Source organism: Cryobacterium sp. GrIS_2_6, assembly GCF_035984545.1.
In the GTDB taxonomy this organism is placed as follows: domain Bacteria; phylum Actinomycetota; class Actinomycetes; order Actinomycetales; family Microbacteriaceae; genus Cryobacterium.
This window is the reverse complement of the sequence record NZ_JAXCHP010000001.1, coordinates 3,250,089-3,268,532: the sequence shown is the minus strand read 5'-3', so window position 1 is coordinate 3,268,532 and position 18,444 is coordinate 3,250,089. Positions and strand designations below refer to the sequence as shown.

Here is an 18,444-nt window from a genome sequence, read left to right as displayed (position 1 = left end):
CCGGCTGGCTCAGGCGGCGCCCTCCGCGCCCCCGTCCGTGCCGCCGTCCGCGCCGCCGTACCGCTCGGTCCGAATCCGGGCGGGATCCCGGCCAGCCCGCACGAGGGCGTCCGCCACGAACTCGACGAAGGGGGTCGCGCCGCACACGAACGTGAGCGCGTCGTTGCCGAGGGGCTGGACGCTCGCCGCGAGGCGGGTGACGTCGAGGCGGCCGGGTGCGTGGGGCCATCCGCTCGGGGCACGCCGGGTGTACACCCAGTCGAGGTCGAAGCGCGGGGAGACCCGGGTGAGCTCCTCGAGTTCTGCGCGGTAGTACACCATCTCCGGTGAGCGCACCGAGTAGAGCAGGCGGAACGGAGCCGGGTGCGCGGCCGCCTCATGGGCGCGGATCATGGCCATCAGCGGAACGATGCCGGAGCCGCCTGCGATGAGGTGCACCGGCGCGGGTTCCTCCTCGCGCCAGACGAACCAGCCGCCGATCGGTCCGCGGATCTCGAGCCGGTCGCCGACATCGAGGCCGCGCACGAGATACGGCGATACCTCGCCATCGTCGAGTTCCTCAACGGTGATCTCGAGGAGCCCACCCGGTGCGGCAGAGGCGAGCGAGTACGAGCGTACTGCGGTGTAGCCGTCCGGTGCGGTCAGGCGAACGTCGATGTGCTGGCCCGCGACGAGCCCGGGCAGTGGCGGCAGGGCAGTTGAGGCGGGCGGTCGCATCTGGATCGTGCGTGCCGTCGGGGTTTCGGCGTAGGCCTCGACGACCAGGGCGTCGTGCCAGTCCGACGCGTTCCACGTGGAACGGGCGGCACTCGCCGGGAAGTCACTCACCAGTACCGTTCTTCACGCCAGGGGTCGCCGTGCATGTGGTACCCGTTCTGTTCCCAGAAACCGGGATCGTTGCGGGTCGACAGCTCAATGCTCCGCACCCACTTCGCGCTCTTCCAGAAGTACAGCGCGGGCACGAGCAGCCGGGCAGGGCCGCCGTGCTCCGGAGCGAGCGGGGCGCCGTCGAACTGGAGCGCCACCCAGGCCTTGCCGCCGCGCAGCTCGTCGAGCGGCACGTTGGTCGTGTACCCGCCGTAACTGCGGGCCATCGCGAACCCGGCCCGGGTGTCGACGCCGTCGAGCAGCGTGTCGAGGGAGACGCCGCGCCAGCCGGTGCCGAACTTCGACCAGCTCGTCACACAGTGGATGTCGACGGTCACGTCTTCCTGCGGCAGCGCCTGGAATTCGTCCCAGGTCCAGGTGGTCATCAGCCCGGACTCGCTCGTGATGCTGAAGCGCCATTCCTGGGTGGACACCCGCGGGGTGGGTCCGATCGAGAGCACCGGGAAGTCCGTGACGAGGTGCTGTCCCGGCGGCAGCCCGGGGACGGGTTCGCGGCGACGGCCCAGGAAACCGGGCGAAAAGAGACCCATGGTGACTCCTCCAGAGATGCGAAAGCCGGTTGCGCACAGCCTAGCGGCGCGATTGTCAGGACGCACCTGACGGAATACCCTGAGGTCATGTGCGGACGCTTCGCGATGGACAAGGACACCGACGATCTGATCCAGGAGTTCGTCGCGACCGGCGGCGACTTTCGGGACTGGCGGCCGTCGTACAACATCGCGCCGACCGACCGGGTTCCGGTGGTCCGCGAGTGGGAACACGACGGCACGATCACCCGCGAGGTGGACGCGGCGACCTGGGGGCTCACGCCGGCCTGGTCGACCGGTGGCAAACGACCCGCGCCGATCAACGCACGCCTCGAGACCGTTGCCACCAACGGGATGTTCCGCACGGCCTTCGATTCCCGCCGCTGCATCGTCCCGATGACGGGTTACTACGAGTGGGAGGACCTCCCAGACGGCAAGCAGCCGCACTTCATCCACGGCGACGGGCTCCTCGCCGCGGCCGGACTCTACGCGGCGCGCAAGGAGCGTAACGACTCCTGGTCCCACAACATGACGATCATCACGAGGGAGGCCCGCGACGCTTCGGGCGAGATCCACGACCGGATGCCTGCATTCCTCGAACGGAACGTATGGGACGAGTGGCTCAAGCCGGGAAAGCTCACCGACCCTAATCACCTGCTTGACCTCCTTGACCGAACGTCTATCTCCGTCGCAGCCCACATCGAGAGCTACCCGGTGTCCCGGCGGGTGAACAGCGTGCGGGTGCCCAGCGCCGAACGGCAGGACCCGGCGCTCATCCGGCCGCTGTCCTGAGGCGCACAATGGAAGGGCGGCCGTCGAATCGGGCCGCAGCTGGAGATATTCCGTGCCCGTCCCGTCCGCCCAACCGGCAGCATCCGTTCTGCACACCCCGCTCGCCCCGAGTCGCGCACTACTCGCGCGGGCGCATCGCGTCATCGTGATCGCCGGCGCCGGGATGAGCGCCGACATCGGAACGCCGGTCTACTGGACCGGGGACAACGCGGCATACGGTGACACCGTCTCGCACTATGGCCACACCAACCTCGAGCACTCCTGCGCGCCGCTCTGGCTCGAGGAACCCGACCAGCAGGCTGCGTTCTTCCGGGAGACCTGGCGGGACATGCGCGAATCGGAGAAGCCCTCCCGGCCCGCAGACCCGTACTTCGTGGTCCAGGACTGGCTGGATGCCGCCGCGAAGGACTACTTCGTACTCACCTCCAATGTCGACACCGCGTTCACCGACCACGGCTTCCCTGCCGAGAAGCTCCTCGAGATCCACGGCGCCTACGATCGCTCCCAGTGCCTGGCCGAACCGGAGGCACACGGCGTCTTCCCGACCGTCGACCCGACGCTTGCCACCACCTTCTGTCCCACCTGCGGGAGCCTGGCCCGGCCGAACGTGCTCTTCTTCGACGACTACTGGTTCAACAACGCCGCAAACGAACTCCAGGAGGACGACTTCCTCGACTATCAGCGCCCCCTTGCAGCGGAGGACCTCGGCAGCTCGGTCATCCTCGAGATCGGGGTCGGCCTCACCGTGATGAACCTGCGCAACCTGACCTGGGACCTGCACTCTCGGTACGACATCCCGATCGTGCGCATCAACCCGTTCCACGTCGGCCGCGGCGATGACACCTCCTCAGGGAACGCGCCCATCTATGAGCACCAGCTCACCGCGCTCGTCGGCCTTCGCGCCCTGCTCGAGTAGCCGCGCGCCAGCCAGGACTAAGACGACGGCCCGGCGGCCAGCCACTCGTCGAATGTCGTGGGAGCCTCGGCCTCGTCCCCGGTGCCGCGCAGCACCCCGGAACGCAGGCCGCGCCAGTACGCGCCGGGCAGGGACACCCCGAGTGCCGGCATCCGTCGCCCGTCGGCCCGGATGACCGTGCGCGCCATGTCGAGGAGGTTCTCGTCGCGCGGCCCGCGCAGGTCGCGGTGACGTCCCCGCTCGGTGCCCTCGGCGATCGCAATGAGGGCGTCGGCCACGTCGGCCGCCGCAATCGGACGCAGCAGTCCGGCGGGGACCAGAGCGATCGGGCCGAACGACGCGCGTCCGAGCACCTGCCGCACGAACTCATGGAACTGGGTGGTTCGCAGGATGCTGAACGGCACCGGCCCGGCGGTGACGAGGCGCTCCTGCTCGACCTTCCCTGCGTAGTACCCGAGTGGAAGGTAGTCGATTCCGACGATCGATAGCGCCACGTGGTGTCCCACCGACTGGCGCACTTCCGCGGCGAGCAGGTGCCTGGTCGCCGCGCTGAAGAACTCGGCGGATGCTGCGGCTGAGGTGCTCGCCACGCTCATGACGTCGATCACGGCATCCGCTCCCGTGAGCGCCGCGTCGAGTCCGACGCCGGTGCTGACGTCCTGCCCGGTCGAGCGTGACAGCGGGACGACCTCATAACCACGGCGCTCGGCGGCAAGGACGACGTGCCTTCCGACGGTGCCGGTCGCCCCGGCTACGACGATCCTCATGATGCGACCCCCGCCTATAACGCCGTGAGTTGCTTGACCATCTCGAGTTCCCGGGTCGTCGGGTCGAGGTCGTAGGGCGCGGTCATGCCGGTTGCCGTGAAGCCGCGATGCTCGTAGGCGGCGCGGGCGCGGTCGTTGTGCTCGTGCACGTGCAACGTGAGCCGACCCGATTCCGTGAGCGCCCAGTACTCGATGCGCGACAGGAGGGCATCCGTCACGCCGGCCGCCCCGCCGCGGTAGTCCGGCGCAACGTAGACACCGACGAGCAGCGCACCCGTCGCCTCGTCGGGAACGTAGCCGCCCATCGTCCCGACCCAGCGCCCAGAGGGCGCGATCGCCACGACGACGATCGAATGCTCATCGGTGCCGCGTGCTCCGCGCATGGTCCATTCGGCCTCGTCGTGGGCGAGCGCGGCGTCGAAGGTCTCCCCGAAGCCGAGGGGCGTGTCGCGGAGCATCTCCAGTCGAAGTTCCCGGATCTCGCGCCAGTCTGCCGCCGTCGTGCGGCGAATCGTGAACCCCTCGGTCATCATCCACGCACGATAGCAGGGAAGCGCGCCGGGCCGAGGTCGAGCGCCGCGCTCGCCGGGTTGGTGCCGCTGGCCTGACAATGAGGTCGCGCCGATGCGCCCTCGCGAGAGGACGACGATGTACTCATCCACAGCACCCGCGGTGACCGACGCCACCCCACCAGCCAGCGCCAGCGGCGACCCGCAACTCCCGGTCGTTGCCTCCGGTCGGCAACCCGTCCTGGTCGTGATGGGTGTCTGCGGGTCGGGCACGTCGACGGTGGCTGCTCTGCTCGCCGGCCGGCTCGGGTGGGACTTCGCCGAGGGTGACGATCTGCATCCCGAGGCGAACGTCAACAAGATGGCGTCGGGTACCCCGCTCACCGACGACGACCGCTGGCCATGGCTCGACACCGTGTCGTCATGGATCATCGAGCACACGATGGCCGATGTTCCCGGCATCATCACCTGCTCGGCGCACGGATGTCCGCTCGGCTCGACCTCTTCATGCCGACGACCCTCCTTGATTCGCAGCTCGACACGCTGGAGCCTCTGGATTCCGACGAACGAGGCATCCTCATCGATGTCGCCAGGCCGCCCGCCGAGGAGGCCGCCAGGAAGGAAAAGAGCCGGATCCGCCAGCTCTACGCCGAAGGCCTAGCCGACCGCGAGCAACTTCTCGAGGCCGAGACGGCGTCGTACCACTCCGCAGGCACCTGCACCTTCTACGGAACCCCGTGATCCCCGTCGTCGTCATCGAGGATGCCGACCGCGCGGTGGCACTGGCTCGGGCACTCGTCGCGGGTGGCCTTCCGGTCATCGAGGTGACGCTGCGCACCCCGGCTGCACTGCGTGCGGTCAGCGCCATCGCCGACCAGGTGCCCGACGCCGTCGTCGGCGCCGGAACGGTCAACAATCCGCACCTCGTGAGTCGGGCCGTCGAAGCCAGGGCTCGGTTCCTGATTTCTCCCGGGTCGACCGATGCCCTGCTCGACGCGATGGACGCATCCGGTCTGCCCTACCTGCCGGGCGCCGCGATCGCGCCGGAGCTCCTGCGGCTGATCGAGCGCGGACACCCGGAGATGAAGTTCTTCTCCGCAGAGGCTTCCGGCGGCCACGCCGTGCTGCGCTCACTCGCGGCGCCCCTGCCGGAAGCGCGGTTCTGTCCGACGGGCGGGATCACGCTCGCGAGCGCGCCGTCTACCTCGCGCTGCCCAACGTTGGGTACATCGGCGGCACATGGATCACTCCGCTGGATGCCATTGAACTCGGCGACTGGACGCGCATCGAAGGGCTGGCCCGCCAGGCCGCCGGCCTGCGGCCCTGAACGCCGGCACTGGGCTTGGGCTTTGGCGAGGCCGAGCCCAGGCCTAGCCCAGGCCCGCGATCCGGTTCAGGGCGGCACGCATGATGAGCTCGGCGGGGTCGTCGAGGACCTCGTGGTTGAGGTAAAACGCTTCGAACCACGCGCGCACTTCCTCCTCGGGGAGCCCGACCGCAACCCAGTCGACCCCGGCGACCGCTTCGGAGACCGGTTCCCCCGTACCGGCATCGAGCCACGCCCGCACAATCGGCGTCTCGGGGTCCGCGTCCTCCGGGTTCCAGGTGAGGATCAGGCTGCGTGCCTCGTCGTCCGTGTGCAGGTGGTCTGTGCGCCCGGACCCCAGCCAGGGCAGCATCATCTGCTCGCCGGGAATGGCAACGTCCACGATCTCCAGGGGCACCGCGCCAAAGTCGCGGGCGTAGACCCGAAGCCCCTCGTGGTGCCAGTCGGCGGCCTCTTCGGCGTCCTCCGCGAGATCTTCGAGCAGAGGGAGAGTGTGCTTCACGAGCGCCAGGGCCCACGCCACCAGTTCCCTCGTCTCCCGCTTCGGCCACGGGCTGCGATCACTCTCTTCCCCGTCGGCGCCATGGAAGTGGTGCTCGACACCGTCAGGCGTCGTTTCCAGGTGCAGCTCACCGCCCTCAAACCCGAGGGAGAACACGGCCACTTCTTCTTCGTCGTTCTCGCCTTCACCGTCGACGAACCAGTCGGCGTTCAGCACCGGGTTCCGGAACCGGGTCGGCAGCGGCGGAGCCTCCAACGGCAGGTCGCCCAGGTCCAGCACCGCCCGCAAAACAGTGTCCGGCATTCGCAAGGTGGGGTCAGTCACAGGTACTCCTCAGTCCGCGTCGAGAATACCGGAAACGAGGCGTCGGGAAGTGACACGGAGCGGATGACGGGAATCGAACCCGCGCTATCAGCTTGGGAAGCTGAAGTTCTACCATTGAACTACATCCGCGCGTCCGGTCGCGGGCAGTGCCTGCACCGGAACCGTGCCAGCATATCAAGTCCTCGCCGTTAGGCTGGACCCGTGCTGCTCTCCGATCGTGATATCAAGGCCGAAATCAACGCGGGACGAATCGGGCTCGAGCCCTACGCTCCGGAGATGATCCAGCCCTCGAGCGTCGACGTGCGCATCGATCGGTACTTCCGGTTGTTCGACAACCACAAGTACCCTTATATCGATCCGGCGGAGGACCAGCCCGAACTCACCCGGCTGATCGAGATCCCCCACGACGAACCGTTCATCCTGCACCCCGGTGAATTCGTGCTCGGCTCCACCTATGAAAAGGTCAGCCTCGCCGACACGATCGCGGCCCGCCTCGAGGGCAAGAGCTCGCTCGGCCGCCTCGGCCTCCTCACCCATTCGACGGCCGGATTCATCGACCCGGGCTTCACCGGCCACGTGACCCTCGAACTCAGCAACGTCGCCACCCTGCCGATCAAACTCTGGCCCGGCATGAAGATCGGCCAGCTCTGCTTCTTCCAGCTGAGCTCCGCCGCCGAACGCCCGTACGGCTCCAGCCAGTACAGCTCGCGCTACCAGGGCCAGCGCGGGCCGACGGCGTCGCGCTCGTTCCAGAACTTCCACCGCACGGATGTCTCCATCGCCCCGACCGCGGACGTCGAGTAGCCGCAGCTCCCGTTCCGATCTCGCCGGAAAAGACCTGATCCAGAGCGAGAGGACGCGTTCACACGGGCGCAACACGCGGCCGGTAAAATCGCAAGCATGACGACGACATCCGTACCCGGTTTTGCCCAGGCGCTCATCGCGCCCGGCCCGACGCCCGAATACCCGGGCCGGATGCGTCGCTTCGGCCGGCTCGTCGGCAGCTGGGCCGCGAAGGGCTCACGCCTCGACGAGGCCACCGGCGACTGGCACGAGCGCCAGTTCACCTGGATCGTCGAATTCGTGCTCGATGGGCGTGCGGTGCAGGACGTCGAGGTCGTCGACGTCCCCGTGAGCGACACGCATCCGTACGGCCGGGAAACCGTGGCCATGGCCGTGCGCGTCTACGACCCGCACGCCGGCGCGTGGCGGGTCAGCTACTTCGCCCCAGCCATCGGCGAGTACTGCCACCTCGTCGCGACCCCGCACCGCAATGGCCTGCGCCAGGACGGCACCGGCACCGACGGCCGGCCGATCCGTTGGAACTTCGTGTCCATCACCGAGGACGCCTACTCGTGGGAGGGCTGGGTCTCCAACGACGAGGGCGCGACCTGGGTGCTCGTCGAGCACAACGAGGCCACCCGCATCCGCTGACACCCGCAAATGCGGCTACGGGACCGCTACCGCGAGACGCGCTCGCGGGCCGGCGTGAGCCCGCGCACCATGCGGGGTGCCAGGCCGAGCAGGGCGTAGACGAGGATGAGTTCGAGTGCGCCGAGGGCGAAGTACACCGGCTGCAGGTCCGAGTACTGCCTGATCACGGCGATCTCGACGAAGATCCAGATCATCATGCCGAACCCGGCGACGACCGCGGCGATCAGCGCCCAGCTGTTGCGGCGCAGCAGTCCGACCGCGGCGAGGAGCTGCGTGCCTCCGCCGATCACGCCGAGGACGAGCCCGGGCACGACGTACGACGAGAACGGGGTGCCGTCGAGGTACGCGAGCGGGATGCCTCCCCCGTTCGCCACCGACAGCAGGATCATGCCGGCAAACGACGACACCGCTCCGAACATGAGCAGACCGATCAGGAAGCCGCGGACTAGCACGGCGGAGACACTGAATTTCATGTCGGGAGACCTCTCACTTTCTCCCGAGCATATTCCTCATCCCGCCGCGCCGACGACCACGCGCTGACGCTAGAGCGAGAAGGGAAATCCCAGATCGTCCGGGTATTCCCCGAGAGAGGTGAGCTGGGTTGCCGAGCGCTGGAGTGCGGCGAGCGTGAGGCCGAGCGTGCCGGGCCCGAAGCTCACCCGGGAGACCCCGAGTTCGGCGAGGCGGGCCAGGGGAACGGCGCCCGGGTGCCCGATCACAGACACGCGTCCGTTGACCTCGTCGAGTGCTCGCTTGACCTTGTCTTCGTCGCCGAGACCGAGGAAGAAGATCACGTCGGCACCGGCGTCGAGGTATGCGTTGGCGCGGGCGACGGCCTCGCTCCACTCGCCGCCGCCCGCCAGGGTGTCCACCCTGGCGTTGATCACGAGCGGCACGCCGGCGGCGTCGGCCCCGGTGCGCGCGGCGGCCACCCGGGCGGCCGCGGTCTGGATGTCGTACTGCGGGGCCTTCGCGGCGCCGATCGAGTCCTCGAGGTTGATGCCCGAGGCGCCGGCCTCCTCGATCAGGCGACGGACATTGCGGGCGACTCCCGCGGCATCCGCTGCGTAGCCCTTCTCGAAGTCGACCGAAACGGGCAGGTCGACCGCGCCGATGATGATGCGGGCCGCCGCGATCGCCTCGTCGACCGTGAGGCCGCCGCCGTCTTCGAGGCCGCGCACATTGGACACGGAGTGCGAAGCCGTGGCAAGGGCCTTCACGCCGGGAGCCTCCGACACGATCTTCGCGGTGATGGCGTCCCAGACGTTCGTCACGATGAGCGGTGTGCCCGGGACGTGGAGCGCGTTGAGAAGTTCGGCCTTCTGAATCTGCTGAGTTGTCATGACTTCAGCCTGACAAAAAACCCGGCCGTCGGCGAGATCACAGCGGATGTCCAGACGATGAACAGAGGCCGTTCAGCTAACCGATGTGGTGCTGCGCCGATTTCACCGGGATAAGCATCAGCAGGCCCACGAGGAGAACGAGGGCAATGCCGAGGATGCCCCAGACCTGGCTGCCCGAGAGGCTGACGAAAAGGGCGAAGAGCGTCGGCGCGAGGAACGTCGCCGCCTTGCCGGTCGTCGCGTAGAGGCCGAAGATCTCGCCCTCGCGCCCGGCCGGGATGCCGCGGGCGAGGAAGCTGCGGCTCGCGGACTGGGCCGGGCCGACGAACACGCACATCAGCAGGCCGAAGATCCAGAACATCGTCGCGCCGCCGGTCGCGAAGAAGAAGACGGCGAGTCCGGCGACGATGGTGCCGGACAGGGCGACCACCATCACGTTCTTGGCCCCGAGGCGGTCATCGAGGCGTCCGACGAGCACCGTAGAGATTCCGGCGATGATATTGGCGACGATGGCGAAGATGATCACGTCGCCGCTCGAGAATCCGAAGGTGCCTGCCGCGAGGATGCCGCCGAACTGGAACACCCCGGTCAGCCCGTCGCGGAAGACCGCGCTCGCGATCAGGAAGAGGGCCAGCTGGCGGTTGTTGCGCCAGAGCGCGGCGATATCGCGCCCGAGCAGGACATAGGAACGGAAGAAGCCGACCCGCTCACGCCGGGCGGTGGTGGGAGCCGCGTACTCGGGCACCCGGAAGAGAAGCGGCAGGGCGAACAGGCCGAACCAGGCTGCCGCGATGAGCATCGACACCCGCACCGACAGCCCGTTGGCGTCGGTGACGCCGAAGAGACCGACGTCGGGGTGGATGAAGCCGAAGAAGAGGATGAGCAGCAGCACGATGCCGCCGAAGTAGCCCATCGACCAGCCGAAGCCGCTGACCCTGCCGATCGTCTTCGGCGTGGAGACCTGGCCGAGCATCGCGTTGTAGTTGACGGTCGCGAATTCGTAGAACACGGTCCCGGCGGAGAGGAGGATCAGTCCGAGCAGCAGGAAGTCGGGCGAGGCCTGCACGAAGAACATCGCGGCGGTGAGGCCGACGACGATGAAGGTATTGACGCCGAGCCAGAGTTTGCGGCGACCGGAGGCGTCGGAGCGCTGCCCCGTGATCGGCGCGAGCAGGGCCACGAGCAGGCCGGCGATCGCGAGCGCCCAGCCGAGCTGGGCCGAGATGACGTCCTTGTCGCCGAACGACGGCCCGGTGAGGTACACCGTGAAGACGAAGGTCGTGACGACGGCGTTGAACGCGGCCGAACCGCCGTCCCAGAGGCTCCAGGCGATCACGCCGCGCCCGGCCGGGGTGGGGTGTTCTGCCGTGCCTCGCTGTTCCGCTGTCCCAGTCATGCGCTCAGAGTAGTGGCCGCCGGGGAACAGTGGGGAAATTGATCGGGAATTCAAAGTTGAGTCACTCACACTCAACTTTCAGCTGGCTGGCTTGACTCCGATTTCGGGCGGTGCCACACTTGAGTCAATACCGCTCAACTCTGGTCGATCATACCGATTGTCCCGTTGAGCTCACACTTTGAAGGAGAACGCACACATGGCCCGTGCAGTAGGCATCGACCTCGGAACCACCAACTCGGTGGTGGCCGTCCTCGAGGGTGGAGAACCCACCGTTATCGCGAACGCCGAAGGCTTCCGCACCACCCCGTCCGTCGTCGCATTCACCAAGGACGGCGAGGTTCTCGTCGGTGAGACCGCCAAGCGCCAGGCCGTCACCAACGTCGACCGCACCATTTCTTCCGTCAAGCGCCACATGGGAACCGACTGGACCGTCGGCATCGACGACAAGAAGTACACCCCGCAGGAGATCTCCGCCCGCATCCTCGCCAAGCTGAAGCGCGACGCCGAGCAGTACCTCGGCGACAAGGTGACGGATGCTGTCATCACCGTCCCCGCGTACTTCAACGACGCCGAGCGCCAGGCCACGAAGGAGGCCGGAGAGATCTCGGGCCTCAACGTGCTTCGCATCATCAACGAGCCGACCGCAGCAGCACTCGCCTACGGCCTGGACAAGGGCAAGGAAGACGAGCTCATCCTGGTCTTCGACCTCGGCGGCGGAACGTTCGACGTCTCCCTCCTCGAGGTGGGCAAGGACGACGACTTCTCGACCATCCAGGTGCGTTCGACCGCCGGTGACAACCGCCTCGGCGGCGACGACTGGGACCAGCGCATCGTCGACTACCTGATCAAGAAGTTCAAGGAAACCACCGGCGTCGACGTCTCCAAGGACAAGATCGCCAAGCAGCGCCTCAAGGAAGCCGCGGAGCAGGCCAAGAAGGAACTCTCCAGCAGCATGTCCACGAGCATCCAGCTGCCGTACCTCTCCCTGACCGAGAACGGCCCGGCCAACCTCGACGAGACGCTGACCCGCGCCCAGTTCGAGAAGATGACCGAAGACCTCCTCGACCGCACCAAGAAGCCGTTCCAGGACGTCATCCGTGAAGCCGGCGTCAAGGTGGGCGATATCGCCCACGTCGTGCTCGTCGGTGGTTCGACGCGGATGCCCGCCGTCTACGAACTCGTCAAGAGCGAGACCGGCGGCAAGGACCCGAACAAGGGCGTCAACCCGGACGAGGTCGTCGCCGTCGGCGCCGCACTCCAGGCCGGCGTGCTGAAGGGCGAGCGCAAGGACGTCCTCCTGATCGACGTCACCCCGCTGAGCCTCGGCATCGAGACCAAGGGCGGCATCATGACGCGCCTCATCGAGCGCAACACGGCCATCCCGACCAAGCGCAGCGAGACCTTCACCACGGCAGACGACAACCAGCCGTCCGTCGCGATCCAGGTCTTCCAGGGCGAGCGCGAGTTCACGCGCGACAACAAGAACCTCGGCACCTTCGAGCTGACCGGCATCGCGCCGGCCCCGCGCGGCATCCCGCAGGTCGAGGTCACCTTCGACCTCGACGCCAACGGCATCGTGCACGTGTCCGCCAAGGACAAGGGCACCGGCAAGGAGCAGTCCATGACCATCACGGGCGGTTCCTCGCTCGCGAAGGAAGACATCGAGCGCATGGTGCGCGAGGGCGAAGAGCACGCCGCAGAAGACAAGCGTCGTCGCGAAACCGCCGAGACCCGCAACACCGCTGAGCAGCTCGCGTACTCGATCGAGAAGCTCCTCAAGGAAAACGACGAGAAGCTGCCGGCCGAGGTCAAGACCGAGGTCCAGGCCGACGTGGACGCACTCAAGTCGGCGCTCGCCGGGGACGACGAGGCCGCGGTGAAGACCGCGTACGACAAGCTCAACGAGAGCCAGGGCAAGATCGGCGAGGCCATCTACAAGTCGAGCCAGGCGGATGCCGCGACGCCCCCCACCGAATCCGGCGAACCGACCGCTGACGCGGGCAAGTCCGACGAAGACGTGGTTGACGCCGAGGTTGTCGACGACGAGGAAGAAACCAAGAAGTAATGGCCAAGGACAAGGGTCCGGTCAACGGGCCGTCCGACGAGGAGGTGGAGCCGGTCGCCGCGGAGGAATCTGCGGCAGCCGAGGCATCCGCCGACTCCGAGGCCGCTGCATCCGCTGAGGGCATTGAGGAAGACGAGCTGACGGTCCAGGACATCCTGGACGCCGCCACGCGCGAGGTCGCAGAGCCGACGAGCGAACATCTCGCCGACCTCAAGCGGGTCACCGCCGAGTATGCGAACTACCGCAAGCGCACCGAGGCGAACCGCGAGATCGAGCGTGAGCGCGTGACGGTGGACGTCGTCAAGGGCCTGATCCCGGTGCTCGACGACCTGGACCGTGCCGAGAAGCACGGCGACCTCGTCGCAGACACCGCATTCAGCACCATCGCAGCCAAACTGCGCACGAGCGTGGAGCGCCTCGGCGTGAAGCCGTTCGGCACGGTCGGCGAACCGTTCGACCCCACCGTGCACGAGGCCATCTTCCAGATGCCCACGCCCGATGTGACGGTCGACACGGTCGGCGAGGTGGTCGAGACCGGCTATTTCCTGGGCTCGACGCTGCTGCGTGTTGCCAAGGTCGTAGTCCAGGTACCGAGCGATGGCTAGCCAGGACTGGTTCGACAAAGACTTTTACAAGGTCCTCGGCGTCTCGAAAGACGTGACGCCGGCCGACCTCAAGAAGGCCTATCGCAAGCTCGCCCGCAAGTATCACCCGGACTCCAATCCGGGCAATCCTGCGGCCGAAGCGAAGTTCAAGGAAATCAGCGAGGCTCACTCGGTGATCGGCGACCCCGCACAGCGGAAGGAATACGACGCTGTGCGGGCCATGGGCGGTGGAGCACGCTTCACCGCCCCCGGTGGCGGAGGCGCCCAACAGGGTGGCGGTTTCGACGACGTCTTCGGCGGCATGTTCGGTGGGGGTGCCCGGCAACAGGGCTACTCCTACCAGCAGCAGGGCGGGTTTGACGACCTGCTCGGCGGCATGTTCGGCCGGGGCGGCGCCGGAGGCGGCGGTTTCGGAACGTCCACGGGAGGGTTCCGCGGTTACGGCGGACCGACCCGCGGGCGGGACGTGATCGCGTCGACGACGGTCGACTTCATCACCGCGACCCACGGCGACCAGATCACCCTGCAGACGCAGGATGGCCGGGCCATCAAGGTCAGGATTCCCGCCGGCGTCGCCGACGGGCAGAAGATCAAGCTCCGCGGCCAGGGCCAGCACAGCCCGGACGGCGGCGAGGCCGGTGACATCGTCCTCACCGTGACGGTGCGCAAGCACCCCGTCTTCGAGCGTGACGGCCTGAACCTCAGGCTGCACGTGCCCGTGACGTTCGTCGAGGCAGCTCTCGGCGCGACGATCGAAGTGCCGACCCTGGGCGGAGCGCCGGTCAAACTGCGCATCGCCCCCGGCACACCGAGCGGGCGGGTCCTGCGGGTCAAGGGACGCGGCGTTGTGACTCCGAAGGGCACCGGCGACTTGCTCGCCGAGGTCCAGGTCGCGGTGCCGTCGCACCTGTCGAAGGACGCCGAGGAGAAGCTCGCTGCTTTCGCGGCGGCCCTTTCCGACGAGAACCCGCGCGACGAACTGCTGGCGAGAGCGAGAGACTGACGGTGGACGAGAACTCCCGGGTGTTCGTCATTTCGACGGCCGCAGAGCTTGCGGGCATGCACCCGCAGACGCTGCGACAGTACGATCGCCTGGGACTGGTGAGTCCGGACCGCACCCCGGGCCGGTCTCGCCGGTATTCGATGCGTGATGTGGTGAAACTGCGTGAAATCGCGGAGCTGGGTGCCGAAGGCGTGAGCCTCGAGGGCATCCGGCGGATCATCGCGCTCGAGGACCACGTGCGCCGTCTCGAATCGCGTTTGCGCGAACTCGAAGCGGCCCTCGCCGATGAACTGCTGAACCGGTCGGGTCGCCGCGTCTTCGCGGCCGGCTCGGCCGGTGAGGTCATCTCGATGCGCGCGGGCACCCGAACCCGCCGCGCGAACCAGATGGTCATCTGGCGCCCGCTTGACGGCCGCTGATCCCGTGGTGCCCGACCCCACTGCTTTCGACCCCACTGCGTTCGACTTCGCCGCGCTCCGGCGTTTCCCCGACGTCGAGGCCTCCAACCTTTTTGCCGTCGACGCGAGCGACCGGCTGATCCTCGACGAGGCGGCGGCGAGCCTTCCCGCCGAACGGCTCGTTGTCGTCGACGACCGGTATGGCGCCCTCACCCTCGGCGCCGCTGCGCTCTTCGGGGCCACCGGCATCCGCGTGCACCAGGACGCACTCTCGGGCGAGGCGGCCCTGGCCCGGAATGCCCACGAGTTCGGTCTCACCGACCGCTACCGCTCGTTCCCACTGGGCCACGAGCTCCTGACCGGCGCGACCCTTGTCCTCCTCCAGCTGCCCCGCAGCCTCGCCGCGCTCGACGAGATCGCCGAGGCGATCGCCCGGTACGCCGATCCCGCGGTCGTCGTTGTCGCCGGCGGGCGGCTCAAGCACATGACCCCGGCCATGAACGAGGTCCTCGCGCGGCACTTCGAGCGGCTCCAGGTCTCCCCGGCCCGGCAGAAGTCCCGGGTCTTGCATGCCTCCGGTCCCCTCCGGGCGACGGAATCGGCGAGCCAGGCCTGGCCGCACGTCAGCAGGCACGACGACCTGGGTCTGACCGTGTGCGCGCACGGCGCCGCGTTCGCCGGCACCACGATCGACATCGGCACCCGGTACCTGCTCGAATTCCTTGACCGCATGAAACCGGATGCCGTCCGCGCGATCGACCTCGGCTGCGGCACGGGTGTGCTCGCGGCCGCGCTCGCGCTACGCCGAACCGGACTCACGATGATCGCGAGCGACCAGTCGGCCGCCGCCGTCGCATCCGCCGGGGCCACAATGATCGCCAACGGGGTCGCCGATCGGGTCACGGTCGTGCGCGATGATGCGCTCGGATCCCAGGCGGATGCTTCCAGTGAGTTGATCCTGTTGAATCCGCCGTTCCACATCGGATCCTCCGTGCACGCCGGCATCGCGCTCAAGCTCTTCGCCGACGCCGCGCGGGTGCTCCGGCCCGGCGGTGAGCTCTGGACGGTGTGGAACACACACCTCGGCTACCGGCCGGCGCTCACCCGCCTGGTCGGGCCGACGCACCAGGTCGGTCGGAACGCCAAGTTCACGGTCACGGTTTCCGTGCGCCGGTAGGCAGCCGCAGGGTTTCGGAAGGCATTCAGGGGCGCGAAACCTTCCCGAAACAGGGGTGCAATCTTTCCGACACGCCCGGGATGTGACCGGGAGTTGCGGCCCCCCACGGTTCACCGTAAAGTCATCTAAGTCACCCCACAGGTTCGGAAAGCCGAAGCGCTTACCGGCCTCAAGCGGGACCACTTCCAATCCCGATCAGCGCGTAAATTCGATGATCGAGATTGATGGCGTTTCACCAGATTCCCTTAGCGGGGGACCGAGCGAAACGACACGAAAGAAGAATAAGGAATTGCCTCGGAGCGACAGCCTGCAAGGGCCTGAAGCCGAGGTGTCCGATCCTTGAGAACTCAACAGCGTGCACAATGTCAAATGCCAAAAACCTCGTGGTTTGGATCCGTTTCTAGCGGTGAAGAATCAAGAGATTCCTTTGGAAAACATTTATAACAACAAAGCAAGTCAGTAATGATTTGTTCTGTCAGTTTCAAACTTGTGTCTGGTTCGCCTATTCCGGCGGTCAGTCACACTAGATGTGCCGGGGCTTTCGGGTCTTGTGCAATCAAACATTTACGGAGAGTTTGATCCTGGCTCAGGACGAACGCTGGCGGCGTGCTTAACACATGCAAGTCGAACGATGATGGAGAGCTTGCTCTTCGGATTAGTGGCGAACGGGTGAGTAACACGTGAGCAATCTGCCCTTGACTCTGGGATAAGCGTTGGAAACGACGTCTAATACCGGATACGACCCTTGGAGGCATCTCTGGGGGTGGAAAGAATTTTGGTCAGGGATGAGCTCGCGGCCTATCAGCTAGTTGGTGAGGTAATGGCTCACCAAGGCGACGACGGGTAGCCGGCCTGAGAGGGTGACCGGCCACACTGGGACTGAGACACGGCCCAGACTCCTACGGGAGGCAGCAGTGGGGAATATTGCACAATGGGCGAAAGCCTGATGCAGCAACGCCGCGTGAGGGACGACGGCCTTCGGGTTGTAAACCTCTTTTAGTAGGGAAGAAGCGAAAGTGACGGTACCTGCAGAAAAAGCACCGGCTAACTACGTGCCAGCAGCCGCGGTAATACGTAGGGTGCAAGCGTTGTCCGGAATTATTGGGCGTAAAGAGCTCGTAGGCGGTTTGTCGCGTCTGCTGTGAAAACCCGAGGCTCAACCTCGGGCCTGCAGTGGGTACGGGCAGACTAGAGTGCGGTAGGGGAGATTGGAATTCCTGGTGTAGCGGTGGAATGCGCAGATATCAGGAGGAACACCAATGGCGAAGGCAGATCTCTGGGCCGTAACTGACGCTGAGGAGCGAAAGCATGGGGAGCGAACAGGATTAGATACCCTGGTAGTCCATGCCGTAAACGTTGGGAACTAGATGTGGGGACCATTCCACGGTCTCCGTGTCGCAGCTAACGCATTAAGTTCCCCGCCTGGGGAGTACGGCCGCAAGGCTAAAACTCAAAGGAATTGACGGGGGCCCGCACAAGCGGCGGAGCATGCGGATTAATTCGATGCAACGCGAAGAACCTTACCAAGGCTTGACATATAGAGGAAACGGCTGGAAACAGTCGCCCCGCAAGGTCTCTATACAGGTGGTGCATGGTTGTCGTCAGCTCGTGTCGTGAGATGTTGGGTTAAGTCCCGCAACGAGCGCAACCCTCGTCCTATGTTGCCAGCACGTAATGGTGGGAACTCATGGGATACTGCCGGGGTCAACTCGGAGGAAGGTGGGGATGACGTCAAATCATCATGCCCCTTATGTCTTGGGCTTCACGCATGCTACAATGGCCGGTACAAAGGGCTGCAATACCGCAAGGTGGAGCGAATCCCAAAAAGCCGGTCTCAGTTCGGATTGAGGTCTGCAACTCGACCTCATGAAGTCGGAGTCGCTAGTAATCGCAGATCAGCAACGCTGCGGTGAATACGTTCCCGGGCCTTGTACACACCGCCCGTCAAGTCATGAAAGTCGGTAACACCCGAAGCCGGTGGCCTAACCCTCACGGGAAGGAGCTGTCGAAGGTGGGATCGGTGATTAGGACTAAGTCGTAACAAGGTAGCCGTACCGGAAGGTGCGGCTGGATCACCTCCTTTCTAAGGAGCACAGCAGTGCCGTCTGTATACAGCGGAGTAACACTGCCAAGCCATACGAAGACGAATGTTCTTCGATGGCGCTCATGGGTGGAACATTGACATTGATACGAGGAGTTCGCTTCTTGATCCAGTACGCCTGGTACCGCTTGCGGTGCCTCGTTGGAAAGGTCGGGTTGCGTAAGGAGACGTATATGCACGCTGTTGGGTCCTGAGGGACCGGAACGACTGGGTTTTGCCTGGTTGGACTGTTTCTCTGGACCTTTTCTCAGTCACATCAATCGTGGCTGGGTGAGGGTACCGCCCGTACTTTGAGAACTACACAGTGGACGCGAGCATCTTAAATTTGACAGTCTTCGGACTGCAAATTACAAAGATCTATTTATAGATC

At 66.1% G+C, this 18,444-nt stretch carries 17 protein-coding genes, 1 tRNA gene, 1 rRNA gene and 2 pseudogenes; 12 read left to right on the top strand and 9 right to left on the bottom strand.

All coding sequences use genetic code 11. The features are described 5' to 3' along the window. Window positions 1-9: 9 nt before the first annotated feature. On the bottom strand, window positions 10-828 hold the full coding sequence (locus tag RCH22_RS15900; protein WP_327014662.1) for a ferredoxin reductase: 819 nt from the start codon (window positions 826-828) through the stop codon (window positions 10-12). Continuing rightward, window positions 825-1,418: a sulfite oxidase-like oxidoreductase gene (locus RCH22_RS15895; RefSeq protein ID WP_327014661.1), complete on the bottom strand. Its 594-nt coding sequence runs from the start codon at window positions 1,416-1,418 to the stop codon at window positions 825-827. Before RCH22_RS15895 ends, RCH22_RS15900 begins: the two co-directional genes overlap by 4 nt. Before the next feature lie 87 nt (window positions 1,419-1,505). Between RCH22_RS15895 and RCH22_RS15890 the strand changes: the two genes are divergently transcribed. Together RCH22_RS15890 and RCH22_RS15885 are read left to right on the top strand one after the other, a co-directional pair. After that, window positions 1,506-2,207, top strand: a complete 702-nt coding sequence (locus RCH22_RS15890) for an SOS response-associated peptidase (protein WP_327014660.1) — start codon at window positions 1,506-1,508, stop codon at window positions 2,205-2,207. Window positions 2,208-2,259: 52 nt separating this feature from the next. Next, window positions 2,260-3,123: a Sir2 family NAD-dependent protein deacetylase gene (locus RCH22_RS15885; protein ID WP_327014659.1), complete on the top strand. Its 864-nt coding sequence runs from the start codon at window positions 2,260-2,262 to the stop codon at window positions 3,121-3,123. A gap of 17 nt (window positions 3,124-3,140) precedes the next feature. Here RCH22_RS15885 and RCH22_RS15880 read toward each other — a convergent pair whose 3' ends face one another. Next, complete coding sequence (locus RCH22_RS15880; protein WP_327014658.1) at window positions 3,141-3,890, bottom strand: SDR family oxidoreductase; 750 nt, start codon at window positions 3,888-3,890, stop codon at window positions 3,141-3,143. Between the two features lie 14 nt (window positions 3,891-3,904). Then, window positions 3,905-4,423: a GNAT family N-acetyltransferase gene (locus RCH22_RS15875; protein WP_327014657.1), complete on the bottom strand. Its 519-nt coding sequence runs from the start codon at window positions 4,421-4,423 to the stop codon at window positions 3,905-3,907. Window positions 4,424-4,649: 226 nt separating this feature from the next. Between RCH22_RS15875 and RCH22_RS15870 the strand changes: the two are divergent. Beyond that, window positions 4,650-5,014: pseudogene (locus RCH22_RS15870) on the top strand (gluconokinase); the annotation flags it as partial. A gap of 122 nt (window positions 5,015-5,136) precedes the next feature. Continuing rightward, window positions 5,137-5,541, top strand: a pseudogene (locus tag RCH22_RS15865) (keto-deoxy-phosphogluconate aldolase); the annotation flags it as partial. A gap of 228 nt (window positions 5,542-5,769) precedes the next feature. On the opposite strand, the gene RCH22_RS15860 reads toward RCH22_RS15865, so the two are convergent. Further along, window positions 5,770-6,552: a hypothetical protein gene (locus RCH22_RS15860; RefSeq protein WP_327014656.1), complete on the bottom strand. Its 783-nt coding sequence runs from the start codon at window positions 6,550-6,552 to the stop codon at window positions 5,770-5,772. A gap of 58 nt (window positions 6,553-6,610) precedes the next feature. Next, window positions 6,611-6,681: transfer RNA gene (locus tag RCH22_RS15855), tRNA-Gly, on the bottom strand. Window positions 6,682-6,753: 72 nt separating this feature from the next. Between RCH22_RS15855 and dcd the strand changes: the two genes are divergently transcribed. Further along, window positions 6,754-7,356 (top strand): dCTP deaminase, encoded by a 603-nt coding sequence (dcd, locus tag RCH22_RS15850; RefSeq protein ID WP_327014655.1) that lies wholly within the window; start codon window positions 6,754-6,756, stop codon window positions 7,354-7,356. A 96-nt stretch (window positions 7,357-7,452) separates the two neighbouring features. Further along, on the top strand, window positions 7,453-7,986 hold the full coding sequence (locus RCH22_RS15845; RefSeq protein ID WP_327014654.1) for a hypothetical protein: 534 nt from the start codon (window positions 7,453-7,455) through the stop codon (window positions 7,984-7,986). A gap of 26 nt (window positions 7,987-8,012) precedes the next feature. Here the strand turns inward: RCH22_RS15845 and RCH22_RS15840 are convergent, their stop codons facing one another. The 3 genes from RCH22_RS15840 to RCH22_RS15830 form a co-directional block, all read right to left on the bottom strand. Beyond that, complete coding sequence (locus RCH22_RS15840; protein ID WP_327014653.1) at window positions 8,013-8,459, bottom strand: hypothetical protein; 447 nt, start codon at window positions 8,457-8,459, stop codon at window positions 8,013-8,015. Window positions 8,460-8,528: 69 nt separating this feature from the next. Continuing rightward, a complete protein-coding gene (locus tag RCH22_RS15835; RefSeq protein ID WP_327014652.1) occupies window positions 8,529-9,329 on the bottom strand; it encodes an isocitrate lyase/phosphoenolpyruvate mutase family protein in 801 nt (266 codons plus the stop codon). Between the two features lie 76 nt (window positions 9,330-9,405). Continuing rightward, the gene (locus RCH22_RS15830) at window positions 9,406-10,725 is read right to left on the bottom strand and encodes an MFS transporter (protein WP_327014651.1); all 1,320 of its coding nucleotides are present in this window, start codon (window positions 10,723-10,725) and stop codon (window positions 9,406-9,408) included. Window positions 10,726-10,921: 196 nt separating this feature from the next. Here RCH22_RS15830 and dnaK point away from each other — a divergent pair, with 196 nt between their 5' ends. From dnaK to RCH22_RS15800, 6 genes are all read left to right on the top strand, one after another. Further along, window positions 10,922-12,790: a molecular chaperone DnaK gene (dnaK, locus tag RCH22_RS15825; RefSeq protein WP_327014650.1), complete on the top strand. Its 1,869-nt coding sequence runs from the start codon at window positions 10,922-10,924 to the stop codon at window positions 12,788-12,790. Continuing rightward, complete coding sequence (locus tag RCH22_RS15820; RefSeq protein WP_327014649.1) at window positions 12,790-13,395, top strand: nucleotide exchange factor GrpE; 606 nt, start codon at window positions 12,790-12,792, stop codon at window positions 13,393-13,395. Before dnaK ends, RCH22_RS15820 begins: the two co-directional genes overlap by 1 nt. Then, the gene (locus RCH22_RS15815) at window positions 13,388-14,398 is read left to right on the top strand and encodes a DnaJ C-terminal domain-containing protein (protein WP_327014648.1); all 1,011 of its coding nucleotides are present in this window, start codon (window positions 13,388-13,390) and stop codon (window positions 14,396-14,398) included. Before RCH22_RS15820 ends, RCH22_RS15815 begins: the two co-directional genes overlap by 8 nt. 2 nt (window positions 14,399-14,400) lie before the next feature. Beyond that, on the top strand, window positions 14,401-14,817 hold the full coding sequence (locus RCH22_RS15810) for a heat shock protein transcriptional repressor HspR (protein WP_327014647.1): 417 nt from the start codon (window positions 14,401-14,403) through the stop codon (window positions 14,815-14,817). A 7-nt stretch (window positions 14,818-14,824) separates the two neighbouring features. Then, entirely contained in the window at window positions 14,825-15,973 is a 1,149-nt protein-coding gene (locus RCH22_RS15805; RefSeq protein ID WP_327015550.1) for a methyltransferase, read from the top strand. 563 nt (window positions 15,974-16,536) lie between these two features. Beyond that, window positions 16,537-18,056: ribosomal RNA gene (locus RCH22_RS15800) — 16S ribosomal RNA — on the top strand. Window positions 18,057-18,444 lie beyond the last annotated feature (388 nt).